Source organism: Mycobacterium sp. 852002-53434_SCH5985345 (genome assembly GCF_001667155.1).
Lineage (GTDB): Bacteria > Actinomycetota > Actinomycetes > Mycobacteriales > Mycobacteriaceae > Mycobacterium.
Genome location: NZ_LZIE01000053.1, coordinates 1 through 25,021 on the forward strand (window position 1 = coordinate 1; position 25,021 = coordinate 25,021).

Annotated in this window: 28 protein-coding genes, 1 other RNA gene and 2 pseudogenes; 19 read left to right on the plus strand and 12 right to left on the minus strand. The window is 65.7% G+C overall.

The window, feature by feature from the left end; all coding sequences use genetic code 11:
- A pseudogene (locus tag A5756_RS11390) lies at positions 1–221 on the minus strand (EamA family transporter); the annotation flags it as partial.
- 110 nt (positions 222–331) lie between these two features.
- Here A5756_RS11390 and ftsE point away from each other — a divergent pair.
- From ftsE to A5756_RS25890, 8 genes are all read left to right on the plus strand, one after another.
- Complete coding sequence (ftsE, locus tag A5756_RS11395) at positions 332–1,021, plus strand: cell division ATP-binding protein FtsE (RefSeq protein WP_066952188.1); 690 nt, start codon at positions 332–334, stop codon at positions 1,019–1,021.
- The gene (gene ftsX, locus A5756_RS11400; RefSeq protein WP_066952190.1) at positions 1,022–1,915 is read left to right on the plus strand and encodes a permease-like cell division protein FtsX; all 894 of its coding nucleotides are present in this window, start codon (positions 1,022–1,024) and stop codon (positions 1,913–1,915) included. It abuts the gene before it with no gap.
- A gap of 2 nt (positions 1,916–1,917) precedes the next feature.
- Positions 1,918–2,427, plus strand: coding sequence for an SsrA-binding protein SmpB (gene smpB, locus A5756_RS11405; protein ID WP_066952192.1), 510 nt, complete (start codon positions 1,918–1,920; stop codon positions 2,425–2,427).
- Positions 2,424–3,269, plus strand: coding sequence for an EamA family transporter (locus A5756_RS11410; RefSeq protein WP_156659447.1), 846 nt, complete (start codon positions 2,424–2,426; stop codon positions 3,267–3,269). The genes smpB and A5756_RS11410 overlap by 4 nt, the downstream gene beginning before the upstream one ends.
- 45 nt (positions 3,270–3,314) lie before the next feature.
- The gene (locus A5756_RS11415) at positions 3,315–4,160 is read left to right on the plus strand and encodes a maleylpyruvate isomerase family mycothiol-dependent enzyme (RefSeq protein ID WP_066952196.1); all 846 of its coding nucleotides are present in this window, start codon (positions 3,315–3,317) and stop codon (positions 4,158–4,160) included.
- A gap of 90 nt (positions 4,161–4,250) precedes the next feature.
- Positions 4,251–4,618: a transfer-messenger RNA gene (ssrA, locus tag A5756_RS11420) on the plus strand.
- Positions 4,619–4,966: 348 nt separating this feature from the next.
- Complete coding sequence (locus A5756_RS11425; protein WP_066952637.1) at positions 4,967–5,611, plus strand: cutinase family protein; 645 nt, start codon at positions 4,967–4,969, stop codon at positions 5,609–5,611.
- Positions 5,612–5,916: 305 nt separating this feature from the next.
- Positions 5,917–6,147 (plus strand): hypothetical protein, encoded by a 231-nt coding sequence (locus tag A5756_RS25890; RefSeq protein WP_066952198.1) that lies wholly within the window; start codon positions 5,917–5,919, stop codon positions 6,145–6,147.
- Here the strand turns inward: A5756_RS25890 and A5756_RS11435 are convergent.
- Together A5756_RS11435 and A5756_RS11440 are read right to left on the minus strand one after the other, a co-directional pair.
- Positions 6,144–6,713, minus strand: a complete 570-nt coding sequence (locus A5756_RS11435) for a C39 family peptidase (RefSeq protein WP_231989278.1) — start codon at positions 6,711–6,713, stop codon at positions 6,144–6,146. The genes A5756_RS25890 and A5756_RS11435 overlap by 4 nt on opposite strands.
- A 334-nt stretch (positions 6,714–7,047) precedes the next feature.
- On the minus strand, positions 7,048–7,626 hold the full coding sequence (locus A5756_RS11440) for an N-acetylmuramoyl-L-alanine amidase (RefSeq protein ID WP_369828629.1): 579 nt from the start codon (positions 7,624–7,626) through the stop codon (positions 7,048–7,050).
- Between the two features lie 278 nt (positions 7,627–7,904).
- Here A5756_RS11440 and A5756_RS11445 point away from each other — a divergent pair, with 278 nt between their 5' ends.
- Positions 7,905–9,455 (plus strand): serine hydrolase, encoded by a 1,551-nt coding sequence (locus tag A5756_RS11445; protein WP_066952203.1) that lies wholly within the window; start codon positions 7,905–7,907, stop codon positions 9,453–9,455.
- On the opposite strand, the gene A5756_RS11450 is transcribed toward A5756_RS11445, so the two are convergent.
- Together A5756_RS11450 and A5756_RS11455 are read right to left on the minus strand one after the other, a co-directional pair.
- Positions 9,452–10,132: a M15 family metallopeptidase gene (locus A5756_RS11450; RefSeq protein WP_082948036.1), complete on the minus strand. Its 681-nt coding sequence runs from the start codon at positions 10,130–10,132 to the stop codon at positions 9,452–9,454. The genes A5756_RS11445 and A5756_RS11450 overlap by 4 nt on opposite strands.
- Positions 10,133–10,228: 96 nt before the next feature.
- The gene (locus A5756_RS11455) at positions 10,229–11,119 is read right to left on the minus strand and encodes a universal stress protein (RefSeq protein ID WP_066952639.1); all 891 of its coding nucleotides are present in this window, start codon (positions 11,117–11,119) and stop codon (positions 10,229–10,231) included.
- A 186-nt stretch (positions 11,120–11,305) separates the two neighbouring features.
- Between A5756_RS11455 and A5756_RS11460 the strand changes: the two are divergent.
- Positions 11,306–12,077, plus strand: a pseudogene (locus A5756_RS11460) (class I SAM-dependent methyltransferase).
- 57 nt (positions 12,078–12,134) lie between these two features.
- Here A5756_RS11460 and A5756_RS11465 read toward each other — a convergent pair.
- Positions 12,135–13,364 (minus strand): glycosyltransferase, encoded by a 1,230-nt coding sequence (locus A5756_RS11465; RefSeq protein WP_082948035.1) that lies wholly within the window; start codon positions 13,362–13,364, stop codon positions 12,135–12,137.
- Positions 13,365–13,579: 215 nt separating this feature from the next.
- Positions 13,580–14,551: a UDP-glucuronic acid decarboxylase family protein gene (locus tag A5756_RS11470; protein ID WP_066952208.1), complete on the minus strand. Its 972-nt coding sequence runs from the start codon at positions 14,549–14,551 to the stop codon at positions 13,580–13,582.
- A gap of 251 nt (positions 14,552–14,802) precedes the next feature.
- Here A5756_RS11470 and A5756_RS11475 point away from each other — a divergent pair, with 251 nt between their 5' ends.
- Complete coding sequence (locus A5756_RS11475) at positions 14,803–15,147, plus strand: hypothetical protein (protein ID WP_231989280.1); 345 nt, start codon at positions 14,803–14,805, stop codon at positions 15,145–15,147.
- A 184-nt stretch (positions 15,148–15,331) separates the two neighbouring features.
- On the opposite strand, the gene A5756_RS11480 is transcribed toward A5756_RS11475, so the two are convergent.
- The gene (locus A5756_RS11480; RefSeq protein ID WP_066952210.1) at positions 15,332–15,547 is read right to left on the minus strand and encodes a hypothetical protein; all 216 of its coding nucleotides are present in this window, start codon (positions 15,545–15,547) and stop codon (positions 15,332–15,334) included.
- Positions 15,548–15,691: 144 nt separating this feature from the next.
- Here A5756_RS11480 and A5756_RS11485 point away from each other — a divergent pair, with 144 nt between their 5' ends.
- Complete coding sequence (locus A5756_RS11485) at positions 15,692–16,624, plus strand: DMT family transporter (protein ID WP_066952212.1); 933 nt, start codon at positions 15,692–15,694, stop codon at positions 16,622–16,624.
- A gap of 3 nt (positions 16,625–16,627) precedes the next feature.
- On the opposite strand, the gene A5756_RS11490 is transcribed toward A5756_RS11485, so the two are convergent.
- The gene (locus A5756_RS11490; protein WP_066952214.1) at positions 16,628–17,485 is read right to left on the minus strand and encodes a phytanoyl-CoA dioxygenase family protein; all 858 of its coding nucleotides are present in this window, start codon (positions 17,483–17,485) and stop codon (positions 16,628–16,630) included.
- Between the two features lie 96 nt (positions 17,486–17,581).
- Between A5756_RS11490 and A5756_RS11495 the strand changes: the two genes are divergently transcribed.
- From A5756_RS11495 to A5756_RS11515, 5 genes are read left to right on the plus strand one after another with little or no spacing between them, the layout of a single operon-like run.
- A complete protein-coding gene (locus tag A5756_RS11495; protein WP_082948034.1) occupies positions 17,582–17,965 on the plus strand; it encodes a DUF732 domain-containing protein in 384 nt (127 codons plus the stop codon).
- A 51-nt stretch (positions 17,966–18,016) separates the two neighbouring features.
- Positions 18,017–18,436, plus strand: a complete 420-nt coding sequence (locus A5756_RS11500) for a YkvA family protein (RefSeq protein ID WP_066952643.1) — start codon at positions 18,017–18,019, stop codon at positions 18,434–18,436.
- Between the two features lie 28 nt (positions 18,437–18,464).
- On the plus strand, positions 18,465–18,716 hold the full coding sequence (locus A5756_RS11505; RefSeq protein ID WP_066952218.1) for a hypothetical protein: 252 nt from the start codon (positions 18,465–18,467) through the stop codon (positions 18,714–18,716).
- Between the two features lie 57 nt (positions 18,717–18,773).
- Entirely contained in the window at positions 18,774–19,178 is a 405-nt protein-coding gene (locus tag A5756_RS11510) for a DUF4267 domain-containing protein (RefSeq protein ID WP_066952220.1), read from the plus strand.
- 4 nt (positions 19,179–19,182) lie between these two features.
- Positions 19,183–20,010: an LLM class F420-dependent oxidoreductase gene (locus tag A5756_RS11515; RefSeq protein ID WP_066952222.1), complete on the plus strand. Its 828-nt coding sequence runs from the start codon at positions 19,183–19,185 to the stop codon at positions 20,008–20,010.
- Positions 20,011–20,012: 2 nt separating this feature from the next.
- Here the strand turns inward: A5756_RS11515 and A5756_RS11520 are convergent, their stop codons facing one another.
- The 3 genes from A5756_RS11520 to A5756_RS11530 all read right to left on the minus strand — a co-directional run bounded on the left by A5756_RS11520 (position 20,013) and on the right by A5756_RS11530 (position 22,558).
- On the minus strand, positions 20,013–21,458 hold the full coding sequence (locus A5756_RS11520) for a YdiU family protein (protein ID WP_197505767.1): 1,446 nt from the start codon (positions 21,456–21,458) through the stop codon (positions 20,013–20,015).
- 39 nt (positions 21,459–21,497) lie between these two features.
- Positions 21,498–22,067 carry a hemerythrin domain-containing protein gene (locus A5756_RS11525; protein ID WP_066952645.1) on the minus strand — a complete coding sequence of 190 codons (570 nt, stop codon included), beginning with the start codon at positions 22,065–22,067 and terminating at the stop codon, positions 21,498–21,500.
- 209 nt (positions 22,068–22,276) lie between these two features.
- Positions 22,277–22,558, minus strand: a complete 282-nt coding sequence (locus A5756_RS11530) for a WGxxGxxG family protein (RefSeq protein ID WP_066952226.1) — start codon at positions 22,556–22,558, stop codon at positions 22,277–22,279.
- A 316-nt stretch (positions 22,559–22,874) separates the two neighbouring features.
- On the opposite strand from A5756_RS11530, the gene A5756_RS11535 reads away from it, so the two are divergent.
- The gene (locus A5756_RS11535) at positions 22,875–23,837 is read left to right on the plus strand and encodes a hypothetical protein (RefSeq protein WP_066952228.1); all 963 of its coding nucleotides are present in this window, start codon (positions 22,875–22,877) and stop codon (positions 23,835–23,837) included.
- Positions 23,838–24,079: 242 nt separating this feature from the next.
- Positions 24,080–25,003 carry a CoA ester lyase gene (locus A5756_RS11540; RefSeq protein ID WP_066952229.1) on the plus strand — a complete coding sequence of 308 codons (924 nt, stop codon included), beginning with the start codon at positions 24,080–24,082 and terminating at the stop codon, positions 25,001–25,003.
- Positions 25,004–25,021 lie beyond the last annotated feature (18 nt).

Genomic DNA, 25,021 nt, shown 5'->3' on the forward strand with positions numbered 1-25,021 from the left:
CGCCCACCGAGGCCCCCGGGCCCCCGCTCCCCCAGCGCCACACCGACCGCCACCGGCACGGCGGCGTTGAGGACCGCCGCCAACGGTGAGACGACCGAGATGGGGCCGGCGCCCAGCGCGGCGAAGAACGCCCACATGCCGACGGCCATTCCGACGCCGTAGAGGCAGCCCCAGAAGACGGCGCCGGTCGAAATCTGCCCACCCAGTACGAGCGCCACCACATCGCCGCCTCAGCTACCGCAGCCGGGGCCCGGGCCGGCGCCTAGTTCACCGCTGCCAGCCAGTTGACTTGGCTCGCCAGCGAAATTCACGGCTACACTGGCGTGCCGTGATGATCACCCTGGACCATGTCAGTAAGAAGTACAAAGCGTCGGCGCGTCCGGCGTTGGAGGACGTCAACGTCAAAATCGACAAGGGTGAATTCGTCTTCCTGATCGGTCCGTCGGGCTCCGGCAAGTCGACGTTCATGCGGCTGCTGCTCGGCGAGGAGAACCCGACCACCGGCGACATCCGGGTGTCGAAGTTCCACGTCAACAAGCTGCGCGGTCGTCACGTGCCGAAGCTGCGTCAGGTGATCGGAACCGTCTTCCAGGACTTTCGCCTGTTGCAGCAGAAGACCGTCTACGAGAACGTCGCCTTCGCGCTGGAAGTGATCGGCAAACGGACCGACGCGATCAACCGTGTGGTGCCCGAGGTGCTCGAAACCGTCGGCCTGTCCGGCAAAGCCAACCGACTGCCACACGAGTTGTCTGGTGGCGAGCAGCAACGCGTGGCGATCGCGCGCGCCTACGTCAACCGGCCCCTGGTTCTGCTGGCCGACGAGCCGACCGGCAATCTGGACCCGGATACCAGTAAGGACATCATGGATTTGTTGGAGCGGATCAACCGCACGGGGACGACGGTGCTGATGGCCACCCACGACCACCACATCGTCGACTCGATGCGTCAGCGTGTCGTGGAGCTGTCTCTGGGACGGCTGGTCCGCGACGAGCAGCGCGGCATCTACGGGATGGACCGCTAAGTGCGCTTTGGCTTCCTATTCAACGAGGTCCTGACCGGGCTGCGCCGCAACGTCACGATGACGGCCGCCATGATCCTTACGACGGCCATCTCCATCGGCTTGTTCGGCGGCGGTCTGCTGGTGGTCCGGTTGGCCGACAACTCGCGGGAGATCTATCTCGACCGGGTCGAGACACAGGTGTTTCTCACCGACGACATCTCCGCCAACGACGCGACGTGCGCGTCCGGTCCGTGTAAAGCGCTGCGGGACAAGATCGATGCTCGGCAAGACGTCAAGTCGGTGCGCTTTGTCAACCGGCCGGACGCCTACAACGACGCGATCAAGAAGTTCCCGGAGTTCAAGGACGTGGCCGGCAAGGAATCGTTTCCGGCGTCGTTCATCGTCAAGCTCAACAACCCCGAACAACATTCGGAGTTCGATGCCGCGATGCAGGGTCAGCCCGGCGTGCGCAGCATCCTCAACGAAAAGGATTTGATCGACCGGTTGTTCGCCGTTCTGGACGGTTTGCGGAACGCCGCGTTCGCCGTCGCCCTGGTGCAGGCAGTCGGGGCAATCCTGCTGATTGCCAACATGGTCCAAGTCGCCGCGTACACCCGACGCACCGAAATCGGGATCATGCGGCTGGTCGGCGCCAGCCGCTGGTACACGCAGTTGCCCTTCTTGGTGGAGGCGATGCTGGCGGCGGCGATCGGTGTGGCCATCGCGGTCGTCGGCTTGGTCCTGGTGCGGGCGTGGTTCCTGGACAACGCGCTAAGTCAGTTCTACCAAGCTCATTTGATCGCGAAGGTCGATTATGCCGACATCCTCTACATCTCGCCGTGGTTGTTCCTGCTCGGCGTGTCGATGGCCGGCCTGACTTCCTACGCGACGCTGCGCCTCTACATCCGGCGGTAGCTGTGGCCAAAGATCCCGGCCGGGCCAAGGCGGCGGGCGGCAAGCGCGGCAGCAAACAGATCATTGCTACCAATCGCAAAGCGCGGCATAACTATTCGATCCTCGAGGAGTTCGAGGCCGGAGTGGCTTTGCAGGGCACAGAGGTGAAAAGCCTGCGCGAGGGCCATGCTTCCCTGGCCGACGCGTTCGCAACCGTCGACGACGGCGAAGTGTGGTTGCGCAACTTGCACATTCCGGAGTATCAGCACGGTAGCTGGACCAACCATGAGCCCCGTCGCAATCGAAAGTTGTTGTTACATAGGGCACAAATTGACCGCCTGGTCGGCAAGATACGAGATGGTAACCTCGCCCTCGTGCCGATGTCTCTGTATTTCTCCGAAGGAAAGGTCAAGGTCGAGCTCGCGTTAGCGCGCGGCAAGCGAGCACACGACAAACGTCAGGACATGGCCCGCCGCGATGCCCAGCGCGAAGTGGTCCGTGAATTGGGTCGCCGAGCCAAGGGCATGAACTGATCGGGGCCGCTTACGCCCAGCTGTCGGCCGTTACGTACGGCGTCAGCGACTTCGTGGGCGGTGTAGCCGCTCGACGGGTAGCCGCGCTGCGCGTGATGCTGGTGGTCTATCCGATCGAGACAATCTTGCTGGGCGCGCTGGCGCTCGCCGTGGGCGGGCCGATTTCGACCGGCGCCGTCTTCTGGGGCTGCCTCTACGGCGTCGGAATGGCCGTCGGCATGTGGGCGTTCTTCGCCGCGCTGGGCGCCGGCCCCATCTCGGTCGTCTCACCGTTGGCGGCGGTCCTCAACGCCGCCGTGCCGGTGGCGGTCGGTGTGGCGCTGGGGGAGCGGCCGGGCCCGGGGGCCTCGGTGGGCGTCGTGCTGGCTCTCATCGCGGTCATGCTGGTGAGCCGGGAGGCCACCGCCCAAGGTGTCACTCCGTATCGGTTCACCCCGAAGGTGGCATGGCTCACGCTGCTGGCCGGCTCGGCGATGGGGCTGAACCTGGTCTTTCTCCATCAGGCGCCGCATGCCTGCAAACTTTGGCCGCTGGTATTCGCCCGGCTGTCGGCCACCGTCGTGATCTTCGTGATGGCCGCGGCCAGCAAGAACCTGCGGGCGCCGCGCGGGAAGCCGCTGAAGCTGGCTTGGGCCGTCGCGGTGCTGGACATCTGCGCCAACGTGACCATGCTGCTGGCGCTGCACATCTGGTTGCTGTCGCTGGCCAGCATCATGATCTCGCTTTACCCGGCGGCCACGGTCGTGCTGGCCATGGTCGTGCTGCGCGAGCGACTGACCCGCTGGCAGGGGTTCGGCATGGTGATGGCCATGGGATCCGTGGCCATGATCGCCGCCAGCTGACGGTTGCGCCTGTCTTGAGCTAACCCATCGGCCTACTATCCGACCATGGCCGATCGCCCCGTCACCAAGCTCGACAAGTCCGAAGTGCTCGCCGGTTTGTTCGCGGTGTGGGACGACATCACCGCGATGCTGGACGGGCTGCCGGAAGAGCAATGGCAGGCCGCCAGCCCGCTGCCCGGTTGGGACGTCAAGGCGTTGGTGGCGCACATGATCGGCACCGAGTCGTTCCTTGCCGGCGTGCCCGCGCCCCAACCCGACATCGACGTCTCGGCGCTCGAGCATGTCCACAACGACATCGGCGTGATGAACGAGTGCTGGGTGCGTCACCTCGCCGCCGAATCCGGCGAGGACGTGCTCAAACGGTTCAAGGACATCACCGATGACCGGCGCAAGGCGCTGACGGGCATGTCGGCCGAGGAGTGGGACGCCGTGACGCTGACGCCGGTAGGTCCGGAGAGCTACGGGCGGTTCATGCGGGTCCGGGTGTTCGACTGCTGGATGCACGAGCAGGACATCCGCGAGGCGCTGCGGCGGCCAGCGTCGGACGACCAGCTTGTCGGGGCCGCATCGGAGCTCTCCCTCGACGAGATCGCCGGGACGATGGGCTACGTGGTGGGCAAGCGGGCCAAGGCGCCAGAGGGTTCGCGGGTCCTGTTCGAGCTGACCGGTCCGCTTTCCCGCAGCATCCGTATCGGCGTCGATGGCCGGGCCCAGCTGGTCGACGACTTCGGCGGCCACGAGCCGACGGTGACGATTCGGCTGGACGGGGTGCAGTTCACCCGGCTCGCCGGCGGGCGGCCGATGTGCCCCTCCCGGTCACAGGACATCGAGCTCGGCGGCGACGAGGACGTGGCCGCGCAAATCGTCGAGCGGCTGAACTTCGTGATCTGATCGCTGCGCCGGACCGGAACACAACTCCGTTGCCGCGCGTTGATAGCGGCGTACCATAGATTGTCCTGCCGAAAATCGGTGGGGGTGCGAGGGGCTGAACGGTTTCGACTTCGCGCATCGAATCAAGGGAAGCGTGCCGGTGCAGGCAAGAGACCACCGTAAGCGTCGTTGCAACCATATAAGCGCCGATTCACATCAGCGCGACTACGCTCTCGCTGCCTAAGCGACAGCTAGTCCGTCAGACCGGGAAAGCCCTCGACCCGGACCCTGGCGTCAGCTAGAGGGATCAACCGATGAGTTCGGTCGCGGGACTCATCGGGACACCAACAGCGACTGGGATCGTCATCCTGGCTGGTTCGCGTGACCAGGAGATCCGAGCAGAGGCATAGCGAACTGCGCACGGAGAAGTCTTGAGGGAATGCCGTAGGACCCGGGTTCGATTCCCGGCAGCTCCACCGAGAAATTAGCTGGTCAGCGCCGCAAGGCCTGGCCAGCTTCTTTTTCATCAACATCGATCGTCCGAGTTCACCCTGTGGTGTCGGTTCGGCGTGTCACGCGCACGAATGGGAGCACCTACGTGCTGTTGCGGTATGGGCCTGGACGACAAGAAATCTTCGACGTCCGACGTAGGCGGCGGAAAAAGTGTCCCCTAGGAGCGGCGTCGTTGCTCCTAAGTGTGAGAGCCGCCAACCGAGCGGCGACTACACCAAGGGCAACCACCATGAGCTTTCATCGTCGGACCGCGCGCCCGGGCTGTCACGGCGGCCCACAGGGTCGTTCCGAAGCGACAACATGACATGCAAGCCGTGACCGCACGTCCGACTTCTGGTCTGCTCGGCGCGGCTGTCGTTGCAGCGTGGGCGTCGCTGACCGCCGCCTCGTCCCTGCCATCTGCCACCGCGGCTCCCTGCTCCGACGTCGACGTGGTGTTCGCCCGGGGCACCACCGAGCCCCCTGGCGTCGGGGGGGTCGGACAGTCATTTGTTGATTCGCTGCGTTCGCGAGTAGGACGCAGGACTGTCAGCGTCTATCCGGTCAACTACCCCGCCACCAACAATTTCCGTAGCTCCATCGCTGCCGGTGCCAATGACGCGAGCGCTCATGTCCAGTCCATGGCGGCAAACTGTCCCAACACCAGGGTGGTCCTCGGTGGATACTCCCAAGGTGCGGCCGTGGTCGACGTCATCACCACGCAGATGCCACCCGATGTCGCCAATCATGTCGCCGCCGTCGCTGTCTTCGGAAATCCGTCGGCATCGGGCACATTCGCGCGGACGCTGGCGGCCGGCTCGCTTCCCACCATTGGCCCGCTATACGCCGCGAAAACGATTGACATGTGTATGCCCGGGGATCCGATTTGCACGCGCGGTGTGAGCATGGCACCGCATGGTCAGTACATTCAGTCGGGAATGACAAACCAGGCGGCGACGTTCGCCGCGGGCCGGTTGTAGCGTCAGACGACGGCGATCTCACGTTGTGCACGCCCGACACCGGATCACCAGAACGTGTATCAGGTGAGCGAGTAAGGAGCTCTCATGACATACCGCCGTCTTGCTTGGGCGCTCGGCGCGGTGGTGGCGGCCGCCACCATCCCCGTCCAGGCCCACGGTGAGCCGCCGACGAAGTGTCTGACCAACACTCCCAAGGGCAAGCAGGTCTACGTGCCCTGCGATCTGCTCAATGCCGGCGCCAACTTCCCGCCGGGGCAGCGTTGTCCTCCACCGCTCGAGCAGTACCCGAAAGATGTGGCGGACTGGTGTGGCGAAGGCCCAGGCCTTGCGAGTACAACGCCTACGACTCCTACGACTCCTACGACTCCGACAAGTCCCACGAGCCCGACCAGCCCGACCAGCCCGACGAGCCCGACGAAGCCCACGAGTTCTACCAGCCCGACGAGCACTACGAGCCCCGTGAGCCCGACGAGTTCCGCGACCCCGATGAAGACGGCGGGCCCGGCTCCGGGCAATACCGAGTGACGAGGCGTTAGCCCGCCGGCGCGGTGACGACGATCGATTCCTGCCCGATTTTCCAGGCCGTCATGAACGTGGCGATGCTGACCTTCGTGTCGGCGTGATCGGCGTAGGGATCGTTGAGGTGGACGACTTCCTTGTTGGTATCAATCCCGGTGACCACCAGCAAATGATCGGCCGACGTGCGCTGGTCGTTGGAGTTCAGGATGGTTCCGGAGTTGACCCATGCGATGACCTTGCGGTTCGCGCTCAGGTACTGCTCCAGCGAGGACAGGCCCACCTCTTCGGGGTGCTTGTCATAGGTCATGTGCGATTTGATGCCGTAGTGGTCGAGCAGCACCACCGTGTCGGCCATGTCGATGCCACCGTTCGGGCCGTCGTGAGCCGGGTCGCCGGTGGGCGCGTAAATCGGGCCGTTGCGGGTGGACGAGGGCGTGTGCTGTGCCAGCTTGATGATTTGCTGCTCGGTCGGGGAGTGACCGGTGACTTCCCCGACCACGTCGGCCACGGAAGCCAGCCCGCAGTTGTCCTCGTAGGACTGCTGCTGCCAGAACTCGGCTGCCGCGTCCGGGTCGCCATACACGCCACTAGCAATCGTTTTGACCGGTGCCGCTGTCGGCCGTCGGTCGTCGGCCCTGCTGGCGCCTACGGTAGCTGAGGTCACCGCCGCACGCATCGGCGGTGACGCCGCGCTGCACCCAGATAGTGTCCATATGCTGGCTATACCGAGGCAGGCGACCGCTAGAGCAGTGGGCAGAGCGGCCGCTTTCCGAAAGTCGACCATGTTGCCTCGCAAATACCAGTCGGGCTATCGATTGATCAGCAACGTAGCATGCCCAGCAAACACGCGTAGGCCAATTGGGCGCAATCCCAGTAGGCGTGACCGGCGGTTGCCGCGCAGGCCTACCCGGCGCCGATCAGTTGCCCGCCTCGATTGCGGCGACGCGTGCGGCCGCGTCGGATCCGCAGAAGCGCTGGAGGTCCACTCCGCCCGCGGCCAGCAGATCGTCGATGCGGCGTTTCAGGTCGCCCGAGGAGAGGTGGGCGTACAGGTTTCCACCCGGGCAAGACGTCTGGGCCAGGTCCCGATGGCCCGCCAACGTGGCGCTCGCTACACAAAAATTCTGGGCGGCCCATGCGAACGCGCGAGCCGCTCCCTGAAGCTGGGCCTCTGGGACGGGCTCTTGATCGAAGTCTCCTTCGCAGAGGACCAGGAAGTGGCCCGTTGTGTCGTAGTCCGTCGCGGTGTCGCCCGCGATCTCGGTGCTCCGGAGTTCGTAGATGTTGCCGTTGCGGTCGACGCCGACGTGGTAGGCGATGTCGATCCACCCGTGCTGATCCTGGTGGTACCGCTGATCCTGCCGGAGGTGCGCTGGGGCATTGCGGTTGTCGCCAAGGACGACAGCCTCGTGGTGCAGGGTCATCCGCGTGATGGTGTGGCGCTTCCCTCCAGAGCGCGCCGGTCGAGCGCCCCAGGCGTCTCGGCATAGCAACAATGCCGAAGTGGTCGCGGTCAGGCTGACGCTGGTCGTCGACGTCGCGGAAGGAGGTGGGGCCGAAGGTCGCTTGCCGCCGACCAGGGACCCCAGCCCCACGCTGCCGGCCACCCCCAAAAGCTGGCGACGGCTGACAACGGCCGGCGATTCCTGGGGCCGGCCGGGCGCAGGCTCGCACACCGCCCTCACGATACGGGCGTGATGCGGGGGCGCGGGACGCGTTTCGTCGTCCTCTCTTGACGCCGCCGAGATCCGAAAACAAGATCGCAGGTAACGAGATGAGCTCCACCATGAATCGACCGGCCGCCGCGGGCTTCCGCGGTGCGATGCGAACCGCCGTCGCCGCCGGGACCGCTTTACTTGCGATAGCCACGGCTTGCTCGAGGGGCGACCCGGGACGCCCGGTGTTGGGCGCCAGCACGCCCGCCCCCAGACCGGACGTCGCCACGGTCGTCAAACCGCCCGACCCGGTTCCCGCAGTTGATTTCGCGAAGGTCTCCAAGCTGATCAACGATGCGATTGCGGCGAACAAGCTGCCGGGCGCGGTGGTTGTCATTGGGCACGGTGGCAAGGTCGCGTTCCACCATGCCTACGGTTCGCGCAAGCTTGCCGGCGAACCCGGGCTGGACGGCTTGCCTGCCCCCGCGGAGCCGATGACCGAGGACACGATCTTCGACCTCGCGTCGTTAACGAAGAGCCTCGCAACGGCGACAGCCGTCATGCAGCTCTACGAGCAGGGCAAGGTTGCATTCGACGATCTGGTGCAGCAGTACCTCCCCGAGTTCAACACCGCGAACGATCCGCGCCGCGCGGCAGTGACCGTCCGGATGCTGCTTACGCACACCTCCGGCGAAACGGGGGACGTCAACCTCGGAGACCCGTGGGGACTGGACCACGCCGACAAACGCGAGGGGATTCATCGTGCGCTCGCCACGCCGCTGGAGTCCGCTCCCGGTGGCGGATTCCGCTACTCCGATATCAACTTCATCCTGCTTGGCGCGCTGATCGAAAAGGTTACCGGTGAGGCCCTGGACGCATACGTTCAGCGGCACGTGTTCGAGCCGCTTGGCATGGAAGACACCCACTACCTTCCCCCGGCGCAAGCGTGCGGTTCGCACACGACGTTGGGAGCCGCGACCGCCTGGGCTCCTGCGCCGCAAGGCCGCACGCCGGACGCCTGCCCCGCGGGTACATGGAGCACCGGTCTCTTGCCGCGCATCGCACCGACAGCACGTGACGAAGAGGGCCGAGCCGACCCGGTTAAGAATCCCGATCTCGATCACCTGCTTCGGGGCACCGTGCAGGACACGACGGCTCGTCGCATGGGCGGAGTGGCCGGGCACGCCGGCGTGTTCTCGACCGCCCACGATGTCAGCATGTTTTCGCAGGCATTACTGGACCGGCTCGCGGGCCGTCCCAGCCAATTCCCCTTGGCGCAAACAACTCTCGAGCTGATGACGAGTCCGCAGCAGCCGGGCCATACGCCTGCGCAACTCAAGGCGGCCAACGATGCGGCCCAAGAAGCCGTCGCAAAGCGGCCGAACAAAACAGATCCGCTGCTCGCTCCGCGCTATCCCGCGATCGCGGGCCAGAACCTGCGCGGCTTTGGCTGGGACATAGATACGGGCCAGTCCACGCCGCGAGGCGCGATCTTCCCCATCGGTAGCTTCGGCCACACCGGCTTCACCGGTACCTCGGTCTGGATGGACCCGCGCTCAGATACGTACGTCGTTCTGCTCTCGAACTCGATTCACACCCGGGGCAGTCCACCGATGTCGAATCTGCGAGGTGAGGTCGCAACCGCGACGGCACAGGCGCTGCGTCTTTAGGGCCGCTCGAAGTGTTGATAGTCGAGGGGGCCGGTCCACTCGCCACCCCACCGCCAGCCACGATCTGTGAAGGCGCGCACGGCTGGGTCGCCGTTGTGTAAGAGTCCCGGGTCGCTGCGGCTGCGGTCCAGGTAGGCGGCCGCGTTTCGCGGTTCGAAATACCCGCTCGCGTAAAGGCAGGGGTTGATGAGCGGATTGAGGTCGATAGCCCGACCGTAGGCGTGCGGAGACCACTCGTTGGTTCCAGGGATGCGTCGGCAGTTGAACGCCGAAGTGTTGTTGTCCTCCATGGATGACTCGTCGTCGGCACCCGGGTAGTGGTCGACCGTGCGGATCTTCTCGACCGGGTAACCAAGCCGGTGTAGCCGCTCGAAGATCGCGATGACCGCCGGCGCCAGGTCTTGCTGCACGATCAGCTCACCGCGGTGCACCTGGCCGTCGAAACCGATGTGGTCGACGTTGACCCGTCGCAGCTGCTCCGGCTCGACTGGACAACCCGGCCGCCAGCTTTCGCCGAGTTCGGCGGCGGTGACCGGCTCCACGCTGTCACCTGGAGGTGCCGGCGGCGCACTGGGCGACGCGGCCGATGGCGACGGTGTCGCAGGCCCTGAGGGTGTCGCCGCCGGCGGTGGCTGCGCCGCGGTGCACTGCACCAGCACAAGACACCCGGCGAGCATTCCGGCCACCGCGGCACGCCGCCGCTCGAAGGGCGTCAACTGGGATGAGTCCTCACCGCTCGCTCCACTGAGAATGGTTGGTCAGACTGCCAGTGTCTATCGCGCCACGATCACCGGAATCTTGGCCCGGTTGACCACCGACGCACCGACCGAGCCCAGCACCCTGCCGGCTAATGCGCCCCGGCCGTGGCTGCCGACCACCAGCAGTTGCGCCTTTTCGGATGCCTCGAGCAGCCAGCGCACCGGCTCGCCAATCTCGATCCTGCGATGGACCTCCACGTCGGGATAGAGGTCATGCCAACCCGCCAGCCGTTCGGCCAGCACCTCTTCCTCCTCGGACAGCTGGGCGTCCCATTTGGCGTCCTGGTACACCGTTCTGGACGTGGACGCCCGGGGATCAGCCCAGGCGTGTAAAGCCGTTAGGCCTACCTGCCGTCGTGATGCTTGCTCGAACGCGATCGCGGTCGCTGCTTCCGAGGCCGGCGAGCCGTCGATGCCGACCAGCACCGGCGCCTCCGCCTTGCCGACCTGCGCTTGCTCGTCGGGGATCACGGCGACTGGGCAGTGCGCGTGGTAAACCAATCCCGAACTCACCGAGCCAAGCGAGCTGCGGGCCAAGGCACCGCCATGTCCCCGATCGCCCACCACGACCATCTCCAGCTCTTTGGAGAGGGCGACCAGCGTCGGGACGGCGGTTGAACAAAGCACCTTGCTGTCGATCTTCACCGGGCCGCGCTCACCAGCGCTCTCCTCGGCGACCTTGATCGCCGATTTGATGAGTCCGCGTGCCCGCTGCCCGTGCCGTGGCCTGAAGTGCGTCCGCGCGGTGACCTGGAACCACCCCGGCAAGGGGGCGTCGACGACATGCACCAGGGTCAGCGGCGCTTTCCGCAGCGCGGCATCACGGGCCGCCCACCGGACGGCGCCCAGTGCCGCTGCCGAGCCGTCAACGCCTACCAAGATCGCGCCACGTGGTGGCTCCCACATTTCAGCTCGTTTCTGATCGGTGCCCCCCGGCAGGATCATTCATGGCGGCCGGGATTGTCAGGGCCGAAGCGATGCAAGCCGAAGGACCAAAGGCACCGATGAAGCGCGGGTTGATACCCTTCAAACGCAGGCCGCCACACATTCGGGCAGTACCTCTCTGGAGGCTTTGATGCGCAGGAGCGCGCCATGACCGATGCCGCCTGGACCCTCTATGCCGAGCAGATGGACGACGTCGACGGCTGGTTCTTTGAGGCCGATGTCTCACTATTCAGCAAGCTGCTCGCTTGCCAGACGGCCGAAGGCATCAAGGGCGACATGTTGGAGATCGGCACCTATCAAGGCAAGTCCGCAATCCTGATGGGTTACGGCCTCCGCGACGATGAAGAACTGGTGATCTGCGACTTGTTCGACGCCGTAATGGATCACGCGGACATGTCGCGGATCCCACGCCAGCAGTATTCGGGCCTGGACCAGAAGCAGTTCTTGGCCAACTGGGACCGTTTCCACCCTCGCCGGCCAACGCTCGAAGTCTGCGAATCATCAGAGCTCAATCTTGGCGAACGGGTACTCCGCTTCATCCACGTCGACGGTTGTCACAGCTACCGGTGCGTCGCCAACGACATCAATCTTGCCGTGACTCACACGGCCAAGCGAGGCGTGATTGCGATCGACGACTATCGCGGCGTCGAAACTCCCGGGGTAGCCGCGGCTGTTTGGCAGGCTGTCGGCAATGGCTTCTTGTTCCCCTTCGCGGCGACGTTCATGAAGATCTACGCCTGCACATCGGCCGCTGATCAGAGTTACTGGTTGGAGCGGGTCCGGGATTGTGCTGACATCTGCGCCTTGCCCGACTTTGACTTGCCGTCGTATCGCAGCGTCTCGGCTACGCAACTCGCCGCTCGATCGCCAAGGGATGACAGGCATTCCGCCGAATAGTCCAACCATGCTCTGCGCATAGCGGAGCAGTCGGGTCAATGCCTACGAGCTAGTCAGAACCGTTGGGCTGACCGACTTCTCATCGAGGTGCCTGAGTAGTGGGCACCGGTCGGTTCGCGGTCCGCGGCATTTGCCGATCAGCCAACGTGCCGACACGGACGGCATCTTCCAAGAGATCGGCCGCGGTGGCGGCGCTTTCCGCGGGCGTCGCCATCTGGGCGGCGACCTCACGGGTTCGAGTGACGCAGCGCGGAGTGAGGATGGACCGCAAATCCGCAATCAGCGAATCGAGGGTGGTTTCGATGAAGCGCCGTCCGATGCCGACTTCGAGTTGGTTGACCGCGGCTGCCCACATCGGTTGATCGACCGATACGGCAAGGGCCAGCGTGGGGATTCCGGCCCGGATGCCTGCGAACGTGGTGCCCGGGCCACCGTGGTGGACGACCGCGCGGCAAGCGGGAAACACGGTTGCGTGGTTCACCGCGTTCACAATCTTTACCTGGTCGGAATCCGGAAGGCCGGCTAGGTCACTCACGCCGCTGCAAATCAATGCCCGTTCGCCTAGCTGTGCACAAGCCGCAGTGATCATGGCGATCACATCGCGGGGCGATGCGACTCGTGCGCTGCTGCCAAATCCGAAATAGATCGGCGGCGTTCCGGCGGTAATCCACGACGAGACGTCGTCGTCGACGTCCGTTGGCAGCTCCAGGGTCAGCCCGCCAACGAAAGGCCGCCGGAAGCCGTGATCCGCCCATGCGGCTGCCATTCCGGGAAAGAAGAGTTCGTCGTAGGCCTGGATTTCCAGCGGTTGTCGCGTCGGCGGTCCCGTTTCCTCTGGCAGGCCCAATTCACGGCGCAGGGCGTCTTCAGCGTCTTTGGTTATCTGCGAATGCGCATTATCTGTGATCGGGTAGATGTGCACGGCAGCTTGCGGAATGTCGTAGTAATCCGCAACATTGGCGGCCAGCCCCTGCTGGCTTGCGTCCGTCAATAGCAGATCGGCCCCGTCGGCCAGTGACGTGAGCGCCGTACCCAGCTCCGGCCAGAGTTTGGTGATTCCCTGGAAAATCTCCCACGCCATGAGCATAGGACTCGGCGTCGTGCCGTATTTGAGTTCGATTTCGGCGTTCTGCCGGTCCTGGTCGGGACCGTGTGCGACCGCGGCAAGACCCGCCGACTCGATGAAGCCAATGTAGTTCGGTGGAACCGCCATTTGGACGTCGTGGCCCCTAAGCTGCAGTTCCCGACCGATGGCGGCGCATGGCTCGATATCACCCCGAGTTCCCAAGGTTGCCAATACAAATCTCATCGCCGGAGCCCATCGCCGTGCGCCCAGGGACACCGGAAACGAACGGCGGCAACGGGATAACGGCGGCTGTCATGGGCTTGATCAGCCATCACCCTCCCCTTCGTTGATCGTGGTCGGCGGGGGTGGTCCGTTGCGCGTGGGGCTCCCTGATGCTAACGCCATCGACCCAGCAGCCTGAACGGCCATGAGGTTGGTGATAGACAAGACCGCTGGCGTCAATGATCACGGCGCTCCCCAGGAGCTACCTCCACGATTCCCCTGAAGTATTCGATAGTTCGCGCGACGCCATCTCCAAAAGGGACTCGTGGACGCCAGGCGAGCCTGGATTCGGCAAGACTGATATCCGGTTGGCGCCTCTTGGGGTCGTCCGGCGGCAGGGGCCTGAACACGGTTTCCGACGCCGACCCGGTCATCTCGCCGATAATGCTCGCTGTTTCGAGGACGGTGAGTTCGGTCGGACTGCCGAGATTGACGGGCCCCGTAAACGAGGGTTCGCTCGCGGCCATCCTCACAAGACCCTCGATGAGATCGTCGACATAGCAGAAAGAGCGGGTCTGGCTGCCATCCCCGAAGACGGTGATCGGTTCTCCCCGCAGCGCCTGGACGATGAACGAGGGGATGATTCGGCCGTCCTCCACGTCCATCCTCGGGCCGTAGGTATTGAAGATGCGGACGACTTTTATCCGCACGCCGTAGCGGCGGGCGTACTCGAGCATCAGCGTCTCCGAGACCCGCTTGCCTTCTTCGTAACAGCTCCGCGTGCCGAAGCAGTTGACGTTGCCCCAGTAGCTCTCGACTTGAGGATGGATGACGGGATCGCCGTAGACCTCGCTGGTGGAAGCTTGGAGAATCGTCGCCCGCTCCTCGCGTGCCAGTTCCAGAAGGTTCCTCGTACCGAGGTAGTTGGTCTCCAGGGTGAACAGGGGATCCCGCTGGTAGGCGCGCGGCGACCCGGGGCAGGCCATGTTGAAGATGAGATCCAGCGGGCGAGCGGCAGCCGGGTCTACCGGTCGGGTTATGTCGTGCTCGAAAAAAGAAAAGCCCGGGTCTCCCTCGAACTGCCTGATGTTGTCGCGCCCACCGGTGCAGAAGTTGTCGAGCCCGACAACCTCGATGCCGTCGCGGCGAAGACGGTCGCAGAGATGAGACCCCAAGAACCCGGCGGCGCCCGCAACGAGGGCTCTCACTTTTCGTTCTCCTAGTTTCGGCCAGTAGCTCAGACGGATCGCATGACCCGTTTGACGCGTCGGGAGACGGCCGTCGTCGGCTTACCGTATTGCCTGATCGAACGTCGGGTTCCCGGCAATCGTAGGGCGAGACCTAGTCAGATCGCACATCTCGATCGGCCAACGACGCCGAGGCCCTACCATTGGTGGGTGGGGTCATTGCTTTTTCGGCCTCCTGGTCATCGAGGCGCCTAATCCGAGGAGAAGTGTCCGTGCAGCAGTCGCTTTCACCCCTGTCCGTCACCAGAAAGCTGCTTCTCGGCCTGGCGTTCGTCATCGCGTTGATCGCTCCGGCTGCCCTGCCGGGCGCGTTCGCGACGGCGAACGCCGACCCGATCGGCTTCCCGCCGGATTGGCCCTTCTACGAGATGCAAACCGAACAGACCATGTGCAATGCCATGGCGCAGGGCTGGTCGCGCGCGCAGATCGTCGGCGCGATGCAACAGGCGAACAACCAGAGTGTGACCGGGCTGAACCCCGATCAAGCCGCCAAGCGCGCCAACATGTGGGTCGACCTGGGACGAATCAAGTACTGCCCCGGCGCGGTCGCCAACTGATCCCTAGCCGTCGTCCAGCGGTCGAACGCGGCGCGCCCATGATCTGGCCCGTTTGCGCGGAGGCGTAGCCATTTCCCGCAACGGCGGGGTAAAAGATCATGGGTGACTCTTAGGGGTGTCAAACCCGTTGGCATCCGGAGGTTTTCGAGCGCCGCGCCGACCTTCCTTGCCGGCGGTGCAACCCCTAGCAGAGGGCGGCGGAAAACCACCCGCCCGCCACCAGGGCGATGACGAGCGCGGCGGTGGTGTGCCCCGTCGACGCGGCGACGACGATGCCTGTGATCGCCGCGATGAGGGCCATGACCACGAATACGGCCAGCAGTATCCGGTGCGAATGGATCGCTCCGCTGGGACGCGGCGCGACGACAACGTGCTTGCTCGAGCCATGGGCTGCGGCCATTCAAGCTCCTACCGAGTTGTGACCTGGAATACACCGTCAGCATAAATGTGCGGTGAGTCACAAACAAATTCCCGCGCTGCGCCGCTGCACGCGTTCGCGCGGGGCCCAGTTAGCCATGCGGACGTCCCGGGTATCCGCACGGTCATGGGGTGGGTGGAATCGCACGCGGTCGCAATCTTTTCGGCATTGCTCTCGGCGTTCTGGGCCGCGGTGGGCATCGTCGTTCGGCAGCGAGCCGCCCAGGACGTTCCGGCCGATGAGGGCATGTCGGGAACGATGGTGACGACCCTGGCGACGCGACCGCTGTGGTGGGCGGGCACCGTCGCCGCCGTCGCCGGCTACGTGTTTCAGGCCGTGGCGCTGGCGCACGGATCCCTGCTGCTCATCCAGCCGCTGCTGGTCTCGTCGCTGTTGTTCGCGTTGCCCTTGAGCGCGCGGCTCTGCCACCAGCGCATCAGTGCAGTCCAGTGGGGCTGGGCGACGCTGTTGACGGGCGCACTGACGGTCTTCGTGCTTGTCGGCCAGCCGCGCGAAGGCCGTGTCCGACCTGCGGTCCCGGCGTGGACACTGGCGTTGTTGGTGATGGTGCCGTTGCTGGTGGTGTGTGTGACGGCGGCCGGCCGCGCCGCTGGTCGTGTGCGCGCCATGCTGCTGGGCGTGGCCGTGGCGGTCCTGCTCGGCATGATCGCCGTCCTGACGAAGATCTGCACGCACCGCTACGCCGCCGGCGGCTGGCACGCGCTCCTCACCGTCCCCGCTCCGTACCTGTTGGTCGGCCTGGCGGTCGCGGTGACGCTGGTGCAGAACTCGGCCTTTCATGCCGGCGCGTTGCAGGCGTCGGTCCCGATCATGTTGGTCGGCGAGCCGGTTGTCGCGGTCGTGCTCGGCGTTGGCGTGCTGGGTGAGCACCTGGCCGTGGGCCGCTCGGCGGCGCTGGCGTTGGCAGTGGCCGTATGGGGCATGGTGGCCGCCGCTGTCGCGCTGAGCCGCAGCCAGGCGATCGAAGTGGGCAGCCCGCAACAGCCCACGCCCGTCGACGCCGCGCGGTTGGCGGGTGTCAGCGGAAGACGCGAGTAGGACCTACGAATCGGCTTCCAACAGCCGGAGCGGGTGCAGGCCGTCGACCGCGCCGACGAACGGCGGGTGGATGCTGTAGCCGAGCATGCGGCGAATGTCGTCGGATACCGAGCGGGCGATGTCGCGCGATATCGACAACGTGAAGGCTTCCATCGGCCGCAGCCACGGTTGGCAGTACTGGGCGGTGACGGCAAGGCGGTCGTGGCCGGTGTTGTTGGCGCCCCCGCCGTGCCACAGGGTGCCCACGAAGAAGACGCACGAGCCGGCGGGCATGACGACCGGCATGGCCTGATCGTCGGGACCCGGCCGGCGCTTGCCCCAGCGGTGGCTGCCGGGGTAGAGGACGGTGGCCCCATTGTCGGCGGTGAAGTCGTCGATGGCCCAGATCGTCGCCGCCGCCAAGGGTTCTCGCGGCCGCGGGACCGGGTAGAACCCGTCGTCGTGGTGAGCCAGCTGGGCGGCCTCTCCGGGCTGAATGTTGATGGCCTGCAACGCCGAAAGCAGGTAGTTGGGCATCAGCAGCCGATCGAGCACCGCAAGTACCCGAGGATGGTCGACGACGCCGTCGCATACCCGCGTCCGGCTCAGCAGGCTGTAGATGCGCTGGGTGCGCCGCCCCTCGAACGAGTTGCGTCCGGTGTGCCCGAGCCACGGGCGTACGACCTCGCGGATCTGCTGGCACTGCTCCGGTGTGAGCAGGTCCTTCCAAATGACGTAGCCGTCGCGGTCGAGGGCCGCCATGTCGGCGTTGACGACCGCGCTGTCGACGGAGCTTCCACCGCTCGCCGTTCGCTTGTACCGCTGCGCCAGATCGCCCCTGAGGTCTTCCAGCGTCGTGACGGACTCTTCGTCGATGTTCATTGGCACTTGTCCTTCATCCCGCCAACCACACTAAGCCGAGTTCGCGGGGGCCGACAGGACAATTCGCGTCATCTGTACAAGGATGAAGCGGTGCGGATGCTTCTCGTGCTTGCGAGCTTCGCCGCCGCCATTGGCGCGGCCGCGCCCGCGCACGCCGACCCGGCCGGCAACCCCGATGCGAATTTCTTGTCGGCCCTCGATCAGGCCGGCGTTCCCTACAAGAACGGGGCCGTTGCCATTCAGGTCGGCAAGAAGGCCTGCGAGCTGATGGACCAGGGTCACTCCAAAGCCGCGGTCATCCAGAGTGTGTCCTCGGAAAACGCGGGATTCACCGTGTCGGAAGCTACGAGTTTCGCGACCAGTGCGGTGAATGCCTTCTGCCCCCAACACATTGGGGAACCAAACACCGAGCCACCGCCACGTCCGACCGACACCGGGATGATCCCCTGGATTCCGTTCCCGCCGCCGGGGGCCGCTTAGAAAACCCGCCGGCGCTGGCGTGCCTGCGCCCCACCAACCAAGATGTACCTGATGTGGCCCGACTGGTGGATGGTTGCGTTGGGCATCCTGGTTGCGTTCGCGGTGATCTGGCTGATCCTCGCTGTCACCTTCTGGCTGATGCGACCCGAGGCCAAAATGCAGGACCTCGTGCGCCTCCTGCCCGACGTGCTCCGCCTGCTGAAACGGCTCGCCGCCGATACCGAGCTGCCGCGGCGGATCCGGGTTGCGTTGGTCGCACTGATCGCCTTTGTCGTGTCGCCCATCGACCTGATACCCGACGCCATCCCGGTCATCGGATTCGCCGACGACGTGATCATCGTCGGTCTGGTGCTGCGCTGGATCAGCCGCACGGCGGGACCCGGTGTGCTTGCCAGGCACTGGCCGGGGACGCCCGACGGCCTCGCCACCCTGTGCAAGCTGTGCGGGCTGCCCGACCCCGCGCTGGACTGACCGGACCGGAACCTAGGAGCGTGCGGTGATGGACGTAATTCGGCGCACCATGCGCTACCAGGTCAGGGTCGGCGCACTGATCGAGCTGGCGTTGTGGCTGGCGATCCCATACCTGTGTATCGGGTTCGTGTGGACCCTTTTTCACGCCGACGAGGCTCGACTGATCCAGACTCGGGTGGAGGCCGTCTTCCCCACCGGAGCCGACGCCGTGGCATTCGGCCTGACCACGGCGTTGTGGCCGGCCTCCATACAAATCGCCCACGCGTGCCCCGCGCCTTGACGGGCTTCTGGGGCGAAGCCGTGCGCGGGAGCGCGTTTTGCTCCTAGGCTGCCGAGCATGTCAATCGACCGAGCGGCACTTCTCGCGGGCAGCATCCGACTCACCTCCGGCGTCTGGTTCCTCGTCGACCCCTTGACCGCGAACCGGTTCTGGGGAGATCCCGGCGAGCCGGCGCCGACGGCGCGACTGTTGTTGCGATCCATGGGATATCGCGACGCCTTGATCGGTGGCATGCTCGCGATGGCGGCGTCGCGCGGCAAGAACACCCGCGGCTGGTTCCTGGCATCCGGCGGTGCCGACGCGGCCGACCTGCTCGGCGGCATCAGCGTCCATGACGAGCTGAAGCCCTCGCAACGGATCATCGGCTTGGGCGGCGCCGTCATCGGCATCGGTGTGGGGCTCTGGGGCGCGGCCCGACCGCAGTCACGCGTTCGCCGGAACGCGCCCGATGCGGTTGACTGAGACCATGGGCGTAGGCGTACTGACATTCGTAACCGATGAGGGCATTGGCCCGATGGAGCTGGGGCAGGCGCTCGAGCAGCGTGGATTCGAGTCGCTGTTCCTCGCCGAGCACACCCACATTCCGGCGGGCGACGTAACCCCGTACCCGGCCGGCGGTCCCATCCCGCCGAAGTACTACCGCACCCTGGATCCGTTTGTGGCGTTGACCGCCGCGGCCGCCGTCACCGAGCGGCTGGTCCTGGGCACCGGCATCGCGCTGGTGCCCCAGCGCGATCCGATTCACACGGCCAAAGAAGTGGCGTCGCTGGATCTGGTGTCGCGAGGACGGTTCCGATTCGGTGTCGGTGTGGGCTGGTTGCGCGAAGAGATCGCCAACCACGGCGTCGATCCCGGGGTCCGAGGACGAGTGGTTGACGAACGACTGGACGCGATGGTCGAGATTTGGACGCACGAAAAAGCGGAATTTCACGGCGAATTCGTAAACTTCGACCCGATCTACAGTTGGCCCAAGCCGGTGCAGAAGCCCTACCCGCCGCTGTACTTCGGCGGCGGACCCGCGGGGTTCAAACGCATCGCCAGGCTGCATGCCGGCTGGCTGTCGATGACACCATCGGCGCAGGTTTTGGCGCCGCAATTGGAGCAACTGCGCGACATGGCCGGTCGGGACGTGCCGGTGATCAGCTTTCACGGCGGCGCGCCGACGGCGGAAGAGCTTGAGGGCTACCGCGCTCTCGGGTTGCAGCACCTGCTGGTTGAACTGCCCACCGAGCCTCGCGACGAAACCCTTCTCCGCCTCGATGAGCTGCAGGCTGAATTCGCGAAACTCACGTAACGCTAAGTGCCGCAGAACGTTTGATACTTACCGAAGTCCTCGGGGGCCGGATTGGCGTAACGTTCCAGCCCCACTCGCTCTTCATAGGGTGCGGTGACCGCGGTGAGGAGCTGGTCAAGTGGACCGAGGTCGCCCGCCGTGGCGGCCGCCAGGGCTTCCTCGACCAGATGGTTGCGCGGAATGTAGATCGGGTTGACCCGATCCATGGCGTCGGCGTCGGGGCGCAGGGTGTGCCACCGCGACAGCCACGCGTCGAACCCGGCGAGGTCGATGAACAAGCCGCGCGCGGGTTCGGCATCGCCTCGTGCCGCGCGGCCGAGGTGGCGGAAGAACGAGGTGTAGTCGACGTGGCTGGCCTTGAGCAGGGCGAGCAACTCGTCGCAAAGCGCCTTCAGCTCTTGGGCGTCGACGTCCGCGGACAAACCCAATTTGGCACGCATTCCGGACGACCACACGGCGTCGTATTCGCGCTGGAAGACCCCGAACGAATTCTCCACGAGCGCGACCCCCTCCTCGACATCGTCGGACACCAGCGGGAGCAGCGTCTCGGCGAATCGGGCGAGATTCCAGCCGGCGACGAGGGGCTGGTTGCCGTACGCGTAGCGCCCCCAGAAGTCGATCGAGCTGAAGACGGTGTCGGGGTCGTAGGCGTCCATGAAGGCGCACGGTCCGTAGTCGATCGTTTCGCCGGAGATCGTCATGTTGTCGGTATTCATCACCCCGTGGACGAATCCGGCCAGCATCCAGCGCGCGATGAGCGCTGCCTGCACGGCGACCACCCCTTCGAACAACGCGAGGTAGTGGCGTTCGGCGTCCGCGGCGCCGGGGTAGTGGCGGGCGATCGCATGGTCGGCGAGGCGGCGCAGCAGGTCGGCGTCACCGGTGGACGCGGCGAACTGAAAGCTGCCCACCCGCAGGTGGCTGCTGGCCACGCGGGCCAGCACGGCCCCGGGCAGCTCCGCCTCACGCAGCACCGGGCGGCCGGTCCCCACGACGGCCAGCGATCGCGTCGTCGGCACCCCGAGCGCATGCATCGCCTCGCTGACGATGTACTCGCGCAGCATGGGCCCAACGGCCGCCAGGCCGTCCCCGCCGCGGGCGAACGGCGTCGGCCCCGAGCCTTTCAGGTGGATGTCGCGCAGCCGCCCGTCGCCGTCGACGAGCTCGCCGAGCAGCAGCGCGCGTCCGTCACCAAGCCGGGGGACGAAGCCGCCGAACTGATGCCCTGCATAGGCCTGGGCCACCGGAACGGCGGTGCTGGGGACCAGGTCGCCCACCAAGAAGCGCATCCCATCCGGACTTCGCAGCCAGCCGGCGTCCAGGCCGAGTTCGGCGGCAAGCCGCTCGTTGAGGGCAAGCAGCCGCAAGTCGGCGGGCGCCTCAGCTTTCCAGCGGACGGCCATCTCCGGCAATTCGCGGAAAAACCGGTCCTGTAGAGCGACGGTCATATCCGGGGCGACACTCACCTCAACAAGCCTACGGAAGTCCTACGAGCCCAGGGCCTGTCCGATGAGGTCGCGGGCGCGGTCGAGCATCGACGCGAACGGGCCCAGAGCGAAGTTCAGCTTGGCCGATTCCACGCCGGGATGCGGGTGGGTAGGCGCGATGGCCTGGGCCGCCCGCACCGCCGCACCCATCCGCTTGAGGTCGGCGTCGTCGACCTCGCGTTGCAGCACGGGGAACTCTTCGCTCTCCTCCTGCTTGGCGTGGTCGAGCACGGCCTCCCGGAGCTTGGTGACCTCGTCGATGAACTCCTTCGAGGTGACGTCGAGCTTCTCGATGCTCGACAGCAGCTCTTTGGCGTCGTGCTCCTCCTTGAGCCGGGCGTCGACGATCTCGTCACCGGCGTCGGCCTCGCGGCGCACGCGCGGGTGCACCACCATTTCTTCGGCTGTCTCGTGGACGGCCAGCAGCTGACGCAGCGTCGAGAACGGCTTCTCGCGCGCCTGCGGATCTGACGCGTGCAGCACCTCGTCGAACATGTCCTCGATGAGGTTGTGCTGCGCTTTCAGAAATGCGACGACTTCGTCGGGCGATTGGACAATCATGTCGGCCATCGCCATACCTCGCTGTTCTCTCGGGGAATTGGGACTCGCACTATGGGCTGTGTGCGGCTTGACGAGGCATACCCGCTGTACAAACCCCTAAACGAGGCCTCGCGGGCGCGGGCGGAATCGTTTGAAGCACAAGCAATTTCTGTTCGGGCGCCGAGCCAGATCCCCGCCAGGCGCGGCGCCTGACGGGGATCTGAAGCCGAGCGGAGGAACTAGACGCGACGGTCGCCGGTGGCGGCTGGTCCGACGCCGGTGCCGGTGACGGCGTCCTTGCGGCGCTTCAGTCCGGCGAGTCCGCCCAAGCCGAGGAGGCCGAGCAGGCCCCACAGCCCGGTGTTGTCGTTGTGTTGGCCGTTGTTGTTGTTGTCGTTGTCCGCCAACGTCGTTGTGGTGGACGTCGGTGCGGGAGTGGTTGAGCTGGCGGCGTTGGCGACGCCTGCCCCACCGAACAACAGCGCCCCGGTGGCCGAAACGATCGCAATGGTCCTACGCATGTGTACTCCTAGCGGGTTTGCCTCGGTCGAAGCCCTGAAGGGTGCCGAGACACATTTGAAGGACCAGGGTGCTCTAGTCCTCGCGGAAAGCGACGCTCCACCGAAGCGGCGGCGTGGCAAAGCATGGCTACCCCGGAGGGCAGGCGTGAAACTCTCGCAGGGGCATCGACTTGTTTGCTCCGCCGGGATGCCCTCGCCGTAAAAGCGATCTGGATCACATGGCGGAGGCCATGTTATTTGCCGCCGCCGGAATGGGTAGCCCCAACAGAGGCGCTTTCGTGCCGATCCAACAATCAACGCAGGAGGCGAATTTTTGATGACTTCATCGGACAAGACGACGGTGCTGGCGCAGTTGCGTGCGCTTCACCAGCTGACCAACACGGAGATCCAGGTCGCCGAAACGCGCATCGCACAAGCGCGTACCGAGGCGGTCGAGCGCGAGCTGACGCAGAACGCGTCGAACGGGCGCGAGCGCTCCGAGGCCATAGAGAAGGCGATCCGTGAGCTCGGCGGTGTCCCGGACATCGTCGGCCCCTTCCTGGGCCGCGCCGCCGCTGCGGTCAAAGCACTGACCGAACAGGCCCAGCCGTTCGACGAGGCGCTTCTGGGTGACCTGGCGCTGGAGGACCAGTTGCTGGACCGCGCCCGCTACCTCAAAGCCCTGGCCGTCGCGGCGCAGCTTCCCGAAATCGAGAGCCTGGCGACGCGGCTGATCACGGCGCATTCGGCGACCGTCGATTGGCTGACGACCGTGCTTGCCGAGGATGCGCTTGGTGGCCCCGCCGCGTTGCGCCGGACACCGCTGCAGGCGGCGGCCGGTACGGCGGTCAAACTGGTGAACCTGCCGGTCGAGTGGTCGGTCCGGGGTGTGGACAGGGCCGCGGACGCGCTGCGTTCGGCCAGGCCGACCTTCAACGAGCTGGTGAGCCGGGGCGCCTACGCCGGTGACGTGGCGACCCGCGCCCTCGCGGCGTCGCGGAACGCCGCTCTCGAGGCGGCCGAAAGGGTCACCCGCAACGAGGGGGCCCGGCAGACGGCCGATGCGCTGCACGCGGCACGCGCCGCAGTAGGGGTGCTCGACGCCGACGAGCTGCCCATCGCCAACTACGACGAGCTCAACGTCAGCGAGGCCGTCGCCGAGGTGAAGGACCTCACCAACCCGAGCGACGTGCGGGCGATCATCGCCTACGAAGAGGCGAACAAGAACCGCCAGCGGGTCGTGTCGGCCGCACAGACGCGTGTCGCCGCGATCGCGCAAGAGGTCGTCGGCATCAACTAGTCGATCAGGCGAATCTGCAAGGCCGCCCGGGCGAGTTCCCTCCGCCCGGGCGGCCTTCGTCGGTCGAGGCGAAGATGCAGTAAAGCAAAGGGTTCCCCGCCGCGGGGCGTCGTCGGGCGTGCCGCGCGCCCCGGGCGTCTTGGCTTTCCCGGGGCATGCCCGACCGCCCGTTTGGAGATATCGCTACGGTTAAGGCACTAACCCCACGTTGGCGATTACGAAAGACGGCTGATCAGCTAAAGATGTACGACCAGGTCAATAGCAGCGCGACGGAGCCCGACGACGTCATCGGCTACCGCATCGATCCCGTGTTGGCCCGGAGTTGGCTCCTGGTGAACGGTGCCCACGCCGACCGGTTCCAGTCCGCGGCACATTCCCGGGCCGACATCGTCGTACTCGACATCGAGGACGCCGTCGCGCCGAAAGACAAGCACACCGCCCGCGACAACGTGGTGAGTTGGCTGGGCGCCGGCAACACCGACTGGGTCCGCGTCAACGGCTTCGGCACCCCGTGGTGGGCGGACGACCTCGCCGCGCTGGCCGGCACTCCGGTGGGCGGGGTGATGCTGGCGATGGTCGAATCGGTGGACCACGTCACCGAGACCGCGCAACGGCTGCCGAACGTGCCGATCGTGGCGCTGGTGGAAACGGCCCGCGGGCTGGAACGCATCACCGAAATAGCCGCGGCGAAGGGCACCTTCCGGCTCGCCTTCGGCATCGGCGATTTCCGCCGCGATACCGGTTTCGGGGAAGACCCGAGCACGCTGGCCTACGCCCGGTCGCGCTTCACCATCGCCGCCAAGGCGGCCAGCCTGCCGAGCGCAATCGACGGACCCACGATCGGCTCCAACGCTTTGAAACTCATCGAAGCCACCGCCGTCTCCGTGGAGTTCGGGATGACGGGCAAAATCTGCCTGACCCCGGATCAATGCGCCGTGGTGAACGAGGGCCTGTCGCCGTCGCAGGACGAAATCTCTTGGGCCAAGGAGTTTTTCGCCGAATTCGAACGCGATGGGGGAGAGATCCGCAACGGCTCCGACCTGCCGCGGATTGCCAGGGCCACCAAGATCCTCGAGCTGGCTCGCGCCTACGACATAGAATCGTCGGAATTCGACGACGAAGAACGGGATCATTCCCCCGCGCCGTCGGACACCTATCACTACTGAGCGGCGGAACGGGTCCGA